The sequence below is a fragment of the Anaerobutyricum hallii DSM 3353 genome, assembly GCF_000173975.1.
Lineage (GTDB): Bacteria > Bacillota > Clostridia > Lachnospirales > Lachnospiraceae > Anaerobutyricum > Anaerobutyricum hallii.
Genome location: NZ_ACEP01000094.1, coordinates 33,640 through 42,747, shown reverse-complemented (window position 1 = coordinate 42,747; position 9,108 = coordinate 33,640). Strand labels below are relative to the sequence as shown.

Sequence of the window (9,108 nt, the reverse complement as noted above, 5' to 3'; positions counted from 1 at the left end):
CCTGACTTACTGTTACAGATTTCAGTCTGTATTCATCCGAAATAATCCTGTGCTGTTTTAACCGGACTTGCCCAATCTTAGGTAATCTCAAATATCCATTAGACAGAGTTATGTTCCCCTTGATGCAGACCGTAGAATAGCTGTTTTTATTCCGCTTTTTTGATTTGAACCTTGGGAAACCTGTTTTTGGCTGTTTAAAAAAGTTCTTAAATGCCGTATCAAGGTGTCTGAGCGATTGTTGTAATGCGATACTATCTGCTTCCTTTAAAAATCCGTATTCTTCCGTTTTCTTCATTGCTGCCATTTCTTTTGCGCAAATGGTATATGTTACGTTTGTCTTGTCCTCCTTATACTGCCGGATCTTTCTATCAAGCCAATGATTATACACCATTCCGACACAGCCAAAAGTCTTAGCAAACAAAATCTTCTGTTCATCATTGGGATATATTCTGAATTTATATGCTCTGTTTGCCACTCTGTCACTTCCTTTTTCGCTCCCTTTGTCCCTGACTTTCTATATATTTTTTGATTACTTCAATTGGAGCACCGCCTGTTGTAATCAAACAAAAACTCTGGCTCCAGAAATGTTCTTTCCACAACTTTTGCCGTATCTGCGGAAACTCTTTCTTAAGAAGTCTGCTGCTTGCACTCTTATATGCATTTATGAACTTACTTATTTCCGTATGTGGGTGTGCCCTGAAAAGGATATGTATATGGTCTTTATCGTGATTCCATTCCTCAAGAGTAATATTGTAGTTTGGAGCAATATACTCAAATATCTCTTTCGCCCTGCTGGAAATACCATCATCAAAAACCTGTCTACGATACTTAACCACAAGAACAAGATGATATTGCAGTAAGAATACTGAATGTGCATTATTATCTAAATTCATTGTATTTCAGCCTTTTTTTATCATGCGACTGAATATATTATGCTATGATTAGAATGCAATATCAAGTAGGTAACAGACGCAATTCATCTCCCACCTTAGAGGTCGGAGTCTTCTTGCTAGAAAAGGATAAATCATTGGTTCACTCATGCCTTTTTCATTTTTCTTGTCATGTAAAGGAAAAAGATTACATTTAATATAATTCCAAAGCATGTGGCAACAGGCGCTGCAAGCCCTATATTAGTAAGGCTGGCATCCGGCTGTATACTCATAAAATATGCAAGTGGCAGTCTTACAAGAAGTGTCTGGATAAGTCCCTGAATCATAACCCACAACGTCTTTTCATGTCCATTAAAGTAACCTATCATAGAAAAAAGAATTGCTGTAAGAATCGTTTCCGGAGCAAACCCCTTAAGATATTCAAACCCTTTTTGTACAACCGCTTCATCCGTTGTGAATATCGATGTAAGCACATCACCAAAGAACCATACACTTGCGAAAACGATAATTCCAACGATTAATCCGATTCCCATTCCGGTAAACATAGCCTTCTTTGCTCTATCCTCCTTACCGGCACCAACATTCTGCGATACAAAGGAAGCCATCGACTGCATAAGTGCACTTGGTATCAGCATGGCGAAGTTTACTATCTTACAGGCAACCCCATATCCTGAAGAAGCTTCCAGCCCCAGCTTATTTATAAATGCACACAGTGCAAGAAATGACATCTGGGTAAGAAATTCCTGAAGCGCAAGAGGAATTCCAACTGTCAGGAATCTTTTACATTGACTATTAACTCTGAAATCTTTTTTTGTTATTTTAAATGGCAGTTGTCTTCTTTTAAGCATTAAAAGAGCTAGCACCACACTAACCGCCTGAGCAAGCACTGTAGCAATTGCGGCTCCTGCGGCATCAAGATGGAATCCTGCAACAAGTACAAGATCACCTACGACATTTACCACGCAGGCAACCATAACAAATATAAGGGGAGACCTGCTGTCTCCCAGCCCTCTGAATATGGCAGAAAGAACGTTATAAGCAACGATAAAGAAAATACCTCCCCCGCAAATCCTTACATACACTGACGTAAGTATAAGCGCTTCTTGGGGTGCCTGCATAAGAACAGCCAGTGGCTTTGCAAAAAACACCATCACCACAAAGAGTACGACAGCTATCGTAGTAAACACTGTCGTTGCTCCACCAAGCAGTTCCCCTATTTGACTCGTATGTTTTTCACCGATATACCTTGCAATAAGAACAGTAATTCCCATTGCCAGCTGCGTTATCACAAACGTTACAAGATTAAGAATCTGACTGCCGGTTGAAACTGCTGATAGCCCGGCCGTTGTTCCAAATCTGCCCACAACCAGAAGATCCACTGCACCATACGCTGCCTGGAGTATAAGCGCTCCAAGTATTGGCATCATGAATGGAATCATCTTCTTTAATATACTTCCCTGTGTAAAATCTGATCTTTCTTTTGCATTCATATATTACTTCCTGTTACTCATAACTATATAGAACTTTTCTACTACTTCAATCATCTTGTCTGCATCTTCATCCGTAATCCCTCCAAGATCTTCCGAAAGATTACCAAAATATTCATCAACATATTTATCAACCAGGTCTCTTCCTGTCCTGGTCGTCTTAATATAAACAAACCTTCCGTCCGTTTCTGTTGTTTCTTTCTCGACAAATCCAAGCTTTTCCATATCTTTTACGGTTTTCGTTACGCTTGGTCTCGGAAGTCCAAGGTTCTCACTAATATCACTGACTTTTACCTTACCTTCCGTTTTTTCTAACTTACTAATAGTATCCAGATAGTGGATATGGGATGGTGTCACTCCCCCAGGCAATGCCGGAAGCATATCTCTTATCCTCTTTGCCTGATAACAGGCATCCATAACCTCCTTTATCTTGTCTTTTGTCATGAGTTTCTCCTTTCTATTATTTTATATAATTACTTGATATAATTACTTTATATAATAATATTGTAGTTGTTTTTTGTCAACAAAAAAGATAATACTTCGTCTTCCTTCTTGCAACATCAATCATTACAAAATCACCTCTGATTCTCCTGATTATTGATTGACTTCATTCTATCTTATTATTAGATAATAACTCTGATTTGTCTGTATTTTCCCTCAAATAGCTTATTTGTAAAATGGAACAAGGATATAATATAATTGATATTAACAAATGATATATACTCCTATGAATTTATCATTAAACGAACTGACAAAAATGGCAACACAAGAAGTAAATTTTGATGAAACATTCTTCACAAATATTGAAGAATGCATCAAGTATAATAGCATTGGAACTCTCAATTGGGCTATCCATACCTTAACCATTATTCGAGAAAGAATTGATGTTGGACAAAAAGTGAAATATAAGGATATTGATCTTACGCCCGATACCTATAAGAAGCTTTTACATGAACATTATGGTATTTACGTTGTAAAAGGTGTCTATCCGAAAATGTCTTTAAAACATAAGGTATATTTCAAACTGGAGAATACGGAAAACGGTATGGATCTCATTTATACGGGACAAGAAGAGAACAAATTGTTCCGTTGGATCGCTGATATTAATGAAAATGAAAGCTTAGTGCGAGTTTTACCAACAAATGTAGTTTACATCCGAAACATTAAACTTGGCTCACTTACTCCTTTTGTAACGGAACACAACAGTGTTTATGTTTACAACGAAAAAACTGGTAAAATCGAAGAAGTGTTTGAGTAAAAGAGATCGGTTATCAGACACAGATTAAAGAATGTTTCATTCCATAACTACGAATAGTAGCAAAGCCCCGCTTTTGCGAGGCTTTGCTACTACTTTTTCACTGAAATCTTGTTTTCCTTTTTCGTACTGATTACCGCTCTGTAGTAATGAAAGTTTTTTATGAAGCGGTGTATCTGCAATAACATCTACCGTTCTGTATGTAAACAGTCGTTCTCCATGTGCACATACATTTCTATACTTAGTGAGAACAGAGATGATTCAGGAAATCACCCTTTCAGAGACAAAACCATTTGGAAGTAATTGCCACACATTACTGGATATCAGAAACTGTATCGTAATCAATAATTTTAATGCAAAACTGCACCCACAATATCCCTGAGTGCAGTTTTGTATCAATCAATATTCTAATGTTTCTCCATTAAGTGGAATATCAAGAACAAGTATCCTATACAAATGCACTTTCCTCTTTTGCTTTCCGCAAATCTTTTAACACTGTTCCTATATCTTCCAAAATAGCAATCCCCTTATCTTCAATGAATTCCGGCAAAAACTGATATTCTGAATTTACGGAGATATAATATGCATCTTTCAAGCTGTTTGTCAGTTCCCAAAACGGTTCCTGTATAAACATCGGTGTCATGCGTCCTACTCCAAGTTCTATCAAGAGAATTTTTCTATCTTTGTTCTTTTGAATGTATTTTGAGATTTTCTCATATTCTTCTTCGTATTTTTTCCCTTGCAGAAAATTCCCATATCCTCTTACCCAAGGAAACATTTCCGCACCACAATAAGGACAGCGAGGAATCAGTTCATCCGGCACCATTGTCCCCGCTCCCATAGCCGCAATCATATCTGCCACAGGTTGTACGGCATCCCATGTTTCATCCTGACAGCACTGGGAACACTGAAAGAAACGATGATCTCCCTGAATCTCACTGACCTTTTCTTCCGGATAAATCTTTACAAACTGTGTATCCTGATTAGTCGTTAAGATATGAAAGTCCTTTCCTTGCAAGATTCTATCCAAATCCAGATATGGCTCTCTGATAGGGGCATTTTGTGTAGTATTTAAAAAGGTTGCCACATATCCCCAGTGTTCATTTCTTGTAGAAAACCGATGCATCATGCCGCTAAAAGCACCTTTGAATCCATACTTATCTGCAAATTTTCCAAAATGCTCACGAAAAGAAGGGGTATCACTATAATAAAAGTCACCACCTCCAGCCGCTGATAAACCGGATGCTCCGCCTACTACGATACACTCTGCCTCCTGCACTCTGCGAACAAATTCCTGAATCTGTTCCTCATAAGAAAGCGGTTTTTGTTTGCTCAACACTACAGCAGTACCACCGGATGCATAGGTACTATAGTGTCTGGAATAGTTCATTTGTGTTTTCATTACCAAATTTTCATAACAGCTCATTTTTTTCATTCTCCTATCTCACAACTGTAATATCTTTAACCACTTTACTTAGTCTATCCTTCCCTTTCTGATTTCCTTTAACGCTACCGTAAGATTACCATCCACACCGATGGATTTTTCTTTGATTTCCTCTGGGATGTAAATTTCGCCCTTGTTAAATGTGATATAACTTGCCTGTGGTTCTACTGCTGCAAGCTGCATCAAAGGAGCTTTAATCATCTGATTTCTCCAACCAATGCCAAATTCCAGAATTACCAGCTTCTTTCCATGTAAATTCTGAATAAATTCTTGATAGCGGGCAGCCTTTTCCTTCCAATTTTTCGTTTCTGTAAACGAGGACATCTCACCCCAATTTACTTCCATATCTCCACCGCATTTTGGACATTTCGGCAGTAACTCTTTGGGTACTCTTCCGTTTACTTCCTCTTCTGTCATGGCGAGAACTGCTTTTTGATTAGGATAGACCTCGTCATGACATCTGTTCTTGCACCGCATCTGGGTTAATTTCCCTTCCATTTCAAAAACACGGTCTGCCTCAAAACCTGCCGGCACAAAATGATCCTCTGCATTGGAAGTTACTACGAAATATTCTTTATCCTTTACTATTGCATAGATGTTTTTCATAATCTCACTCGGCTCATCCTGCATAGCTTTTGCCTTAACAAGCCTGCTTACAAACGCCCACTTTTCTTCTACCTTCATTGGCACTGAAAATCCGTGTAAAACACAACGCAATCCGTATTTTTCTCTGAAATCTCCCATATTTTCCTGAAACCATGCGTCATCTGCAAAAATATTATATCCCTCTGCGATAGACAAACCATTACTGGCTCCAATCAAAATACCATCTGCTTCTTTGATGATTTGACTTATCTCTTGATATACATTCATCTTCATCACATTTCCTTTCCTGCTATGTTTTCTTTTAAATCCCGCAGGGTTTTTGCCAAATCTCCTGCTATATAAATGCCTTTGTCTTTTATATGTTCTGGAGCTGAGGATTTCTTCTGATTCAGACAGGCATAAAACACCTTTTCATTTTTGTATGTCATTTCCCAAAAAGGAATTTGCATACACCACTTTCTCTCCCTTTTTATATCAGATTCCACACTTTTTATTTCGCTTGACTTTTATTTTTTTACTTGTTAAAATTAAATTTACATCAAGCATTAAAATCATATTATCATGTAAATTTAAAAATTGCAAGAAGAAAATTCGAGGTGACAAATGAAATATTCCACAAAGCTTAGTGACACCATTCATATTCTTATATTTATTGCTCTTGGAGATGACGAACAACTCTCCAGCACAAAAATTGCAGAAAGTATCAAGACAAACCCGGCTTATGTCAGACAGCTTATGGCAACCCTGAAAAATGCAGGCATTGTTGTCAACACACAAGGTCATGCGAATGCCGCTCTTGCAAAATCGGCAGATAAAATCAATATGTATGACATCTACCGAGCCGTAGAGGGCGATAAGCCGCTGCTTCACCTAGACACAGATACCAATCCGGATTGTGGAATCGGTATCAACATTCAATTCGCTATTGGGGACTTCTATCATGAAATTCAAAATATGGTAAATGAAAAAATGAAATCCATTACATTGCAGGATATTATTGATCGGTATTATTTTAAAATCAGGGAAATTAAAAACCTTTAACTAATCAAGAATAGCAAGCACTGCCTGTGTCATGACACAGGCGAAATCCCCCACACTTTCCTACCATCTTTGCTACAATTTGCCTTGGGTAGTTACACCCAAAATTGAATCAAACACGAAACAGACTGTTGTAAAAACCGAACATTTTACAGCAGTTTTTTTTACCCATTTTTAGGAAGGACGTGACTCAATGGCAAACAGAAACCGCACCAATCCGGTACAATTTTATCTCAGCGATGATGAGCAGTACATTCTCACTACCAAATTCAAAGCATCCGGCATGAAAATCATGTCGCCTTTTTACGCAAGGCATATACTTGAGCAGACATGGATAACTATAACTATCACAAAGGTATGAAGGGAATCATTCAGGAATTGAAATGTCTGTTAAAGACAAAAAGCATCTCACTGCTTGACCAATTTAACCTGCTTCATATAAATGACAGCATACCTTAGATTTCCAATTATGCAATGTTCCTGACAGAACAGCAGGAACCAGAAATGATTAAAGCAAAATATCAGGAAATTCAGGAGTTATATCCACAAGTTGGTTTCTTTCTTGGGCAACAGCTATCAAACCTTTTAACAAAACAGACATAATTTTACGGCGGACATAATTGCCCGCCGTAAAATTTCTTTTTCCCACTTTTGGAAGAAAGTAATTATTTCAGTTTTCCATACTTAACAAATCTGTATATACGTTTAAGCTGATCCTGATTAACAATCTTTTCTATCAAATAATAATCAGTTTTTTATAATCCATTTCCTCGTCATGCATCTTTCTCTCTTCGTCCACTTTGTAACACCCGACTTCATTCACAGATGGGTATTGAGAGAAATCTAAGTGGTGAATATATATGTAGAAAACGAGATTTATTTTCTTATTGACTCATTTCTTTGTCAATCCTATAATTAATACAAAAAATCCTCTAAGACAATAGGTGTTTCACTATCTCTTAGAGGATATTTCTTTTAAATGGTATTTGGTAATACTTTTCCATTTTTCCGGGAAGCCCATTTTATTCAATAATTCAACTTCACTTATATGCTCTACTTCTCTGTTTACTCGGTCAATCTCTTTTATAAGCTTTCTTTTAAATTCCAGAAAATCTTTTCCAGGTAATAGATATCTAAAAGCAATCATCACAGCAAACAGATCCTGTTTTCCTTTTTCATACTGATTACCGCTCTGTGGTAATGAAAGTTTTTTATGAAGCGGTGTATCCGCAATAGCATCTACCGTTCTGTATGTAAACAGTCGTTCCCCATGGGCACATACATTCCTATACTTAGTGAGAACAGATAGAAACTGTTCCATCTGATGCTGATTCAAAGGTTCAAAGTTTTTTGATACTTTTGATTTTAAGGACTGCGGAAACACTCGGAACATTTTTGATAAGTTTCCAAACGTAAGTACATTTGCCAAAACCCATAATGGAATTTCACCATATGTCTTGCGGTAATAGTTGATATATGTATAATCTGTGGTCGTTGTTGCCCGTTTCAAGGTCGCTATCAATTTTACGATTGTTGCATGATTTCTTTTTGTATTATTATAATTATTAGCATCCAGGTACTGCTTCTGCTCTGCTCCATACATTTCAGTAAAATAGTATGACATCAAAGAACGCATCTGTCGCTCAATCTGCAGTAAATATTTAAAGAACAACTCTCTAAGCTCTGCATCAAACTTATACAGACTGACTATTTCTTCAAAACTTGTTCCTGCTTTATATTTCTTTGTATTCGATATTCTAAAAAGATGTTTATATCCTCCCATAAGAGGAAAATATCCTATTTGGCGTAACATCTCTTCCGCATATTCTCTGTCTTTTATTCTTATTCCCTTTTCATCACTGATCCAGGAAACCTGGTCACTAAAAGAAGAGAACTTTTTCGGTGTCTGCATCTCATTTCTCCTTAAAACAAAAGAGGGAGAGACCCGCAGGCTCTCCCCCGCCTGTAGGCTTCGCAAGTTTCTACAGAACGATCACTGAGCTTAGTATACGTCATTTCAAATGTCCTGTCAATACGCCAAAACATTCTCTGTCATATCAGCTCAAAATTATTCTATGCTACTTTTCTCCAAATTATCATTCTTTTTTATCAGCTTTTAAAATTTATTTGATTTAAAAATGCATGAAAAAAGCGACAGTCTGATTTACATTTTGTATTTCAGGAAACTGCCGCTTCTTTTTCTTCCTCCAACTCCCGGAGGACTTCTTCGCCGTACTTATCAATCATTCGTACCAGAAAATCAATACACCGCTCAAATTCAATATTCTGTTGCATAAGCTCCTCCCGTTATTGTTTTGATCTGAGCTTATTTTACAGAACCTGCCGGAAAACCACATTGAATAGAAATTGATTGTAAATTGACACAAT

The 9,108-nt window shown here is 37.2% G+C and carries 11 protein-coding genes; 2 read left to right on the top strand and 9 right to left on the bottom strand.

Annotation, left to right across the window (positions count from 1 at the left end; genetic code table 11):
* From EUBHAL_RS09525 to EUBHAL_RS09510, 4 genes are all read right to left on the bottom strand, one after another.
* Nucleotides 1-475, bottom strand: a 475-nt coding sequence (locus EUBHAL_RS09525) for an RNA-guided endonuclease TnpB family protein (protein WP_005348603.1), incomplete at its 3' end; no start/stop codon positions are given.
* Between the two features lie 4 nt (nt 476-479).
* On the bottom strand, nt 480-893 hold the full coding sequence (gene tnpA / locus EUBHAL_RS09520; RefSeq protein WP_005348597.1) for an IS200/IS605 family transposase: 414 nt from the start codon (nt 891-893) through the stop codon (nt 480-482).
* Between the two features lie 143 nt (nt 894-1,036).
* Nucleotides 1,037-2,380, bottom strand: coding sequence for an MATE family efflux transporter (locus EUBHAL_RS09515; protein ID WP_005348594.1), 1,344 nt, complete (start codon nt 2,378-2,380; stop codon nt 1,037-1,039).
* A gap of 3 nt (nt 2,381-2,383) precedes the next feature.
* Complete coding sequence (locus tag EUBHAL_RS09510; protein WP_005348585.1) at nt 2,384-2,821, bottom strand: MarR family winged helix-turn-helix transcriptional regulator; 438 nt, start codon at nt 2,819-2,821, stop codon at nt 2,384-2,386.
* Between the two features lie 283 nt (nt 2,822-3,104).
* Here EUBHAL_RS09510 and EUBHAL_RS09505 point away from each other — a divergent pair, with 283 nt between their 5' ends.
* On the top strand, nt 3,105-3,635 hold the full coding sequence (locus EUBHAL_RS09505) for a hypothetical protein (RefSeq protein ID WP_135960929.1): 531 nt from the start codon (nt 3,105-3,107) through the stop codon (nt 3,633-3,635).
* A 445-nt stretch (nt 3,636-4,080) separates the two neighbouring features.
* Here the strand turns inward: EUBHAL_RS09505 and EUBHAL_RS09500 are convergent, their stop codons facing one another.
* The 3 genes from EUBHAL_RS09500 to EUBHAL_RS15930 are packed head-to-tail and all read right to left on the bottom strand — an operon-like array spanning nt 4,081 to nt 6,110.
* The gene (locus EUBHAL_RS09500) at nt 4,081-5,058 is read right to left on the bottom strand and encodes an SIR2 family NAD-dependent protein deacylase (RefSeq protein WP_242648777.1); all 978 of its coding nucleotides are present in this window, start codon (nt 5,056-5,058) and stop codon (nt 4,081-4,083) included.
* A 48-nt stretch (nt 5,059-5,106) separates the two neighbouring features.
* Entirely contained in the window at nt 5,107-5,955 is an 849-nt protein-coding gene (locus tag EUBHAL_RS09495; RefSeq protein ID WP_005348579.1) for an SIR2 family NAD-dependent protein deacylase, read from the bottom strand.
* A complete protein-coding gene (locus EUBHAL_RS15930; protein ID WP_167534401.1) occupies nt 5,955-6,110 on the bottom strand; it encodes a hypothetical protein in 156 nt (51 codons plus the stop codon). Before EUBHAL_RS15930 ends, EUBHAL_RS09495 begins: the two co-directional genes overlap by 1 nt.
* Nucleotides 6,111-6,285: 175 nt before the next feature.
* Here EUBHAL_RS15930 and EUBHAL_RS09490 point away from each other — a divergent pair, with 175 nt between their 5' ends.
* Nucleotides 6,286-6,723, top strand: a complete 438-nt coding sequence (locus EUBHAL_RS09490) for an Rrf2 family transcriptional regulator (RefSeq protein WP_005348575.1) — start codon at nt 6,286-6,288, stop codon at nt 6,721-6,723.
* A 505-nt stretch (nt 6,724-7,228) separates the two neighbouring features.
* Here the strand turns inward: EUBHAL_RS09490 and EUBHAL_RS16025 are convergent.
* Nucleotides 7,229-7,369: a hypothetical protein gene (locus EUBHAL_RS16025; protein WP_207635833.1), complete on the bottom strand. Its 141-nt coding sequence runs from the start codon at nt 7,367-7,369 to the stop codon at nt 7,229-7,231.
* A gap of 303 nt (nt 7,370-7,672) precedes the next feature.
* Complete coding sequence (locus EUBHAL_RS09480; RefSeq protein WP_005348567.1) at nt 7,673-8,632, bottom strand: Abi family protein; 960 nt, start codon at nt 8,630-8,632, stop codon at nt 7,673-7,675.
* Nucleotides 8,633-9,108: the final 476 nt, after the last annotated feature.

What these genes read in the sequence shown, in the direction of transcription:
- tnpA (WP_005348597.1), bottom strand. Translation starts at nt 893, where the DNA reads ATGAATTTAGATAATAATGCACATTCAGTATTCTTACTGCAATATCAT.
- EUBHAL_RS09515 (WP_005348594.1), bottom strand. Translation starts at nt 2,380, where the DNA reads ATGAATGCAAAAGAAAGATCAGATTTTACACAGGGAAGTATATTAAAG.
- EUBHAL_RS09510 (WP_005348585.1), bottom strand. Translation starts at nt 2,821, where the DNA reads ATGACAAAAGACAAGATAAAGGAGGTTATGGATGCCTGTTATCAGGCA.
- EUBHAL_RS09505 (WP_135960929.1), top strand. Translation starts at nt 3,105, where the DNA reads ATGAATTTATCATTAAACGAACTGACAAAAATGGCAACACAAGAAGTA.
- EUBHAL_RS09500 (WP_242648777.1), bottom strand. Translation starts at nt 5,058, where the DNA reads ATGAGCTGTTATGAAAATTTGGTAATGAAAACACAAATGAACTATTCC.
- EUBHAL_RS09495 (WP_005348579.1), bottom strand. Translation starts at nt 5,955, where the DNA reads ATGAAGATGAATGTATATCAAGAGATAAGTCAAATCATCAAAGAAGCA.
- EUBHAL_RS15930 (WP_167534401.1), bottom strand. Translation starts at nt 6,110, where the DNA reads ATGACATACAAAAATGAAAAGGTGTTTTATGCCTGTCTGAATCAGAAG.
- EUBHAL_RS09490 (WP_005348575.1), top strand. Translation starts at nt 6,286, where the DNA reads ATGAAATATTCCACAAAGCTTAGTGACACCATTCATATTCTTATATTT.
- EUBHAL_RS09480 (WP_005348567.1), bottom strand. Translation starts at nt 8,632, where the DNA reads ATGCAGACACCGAAAAAGTTCTCTTCTTTTAGTGACCAGGTTTCCTGG.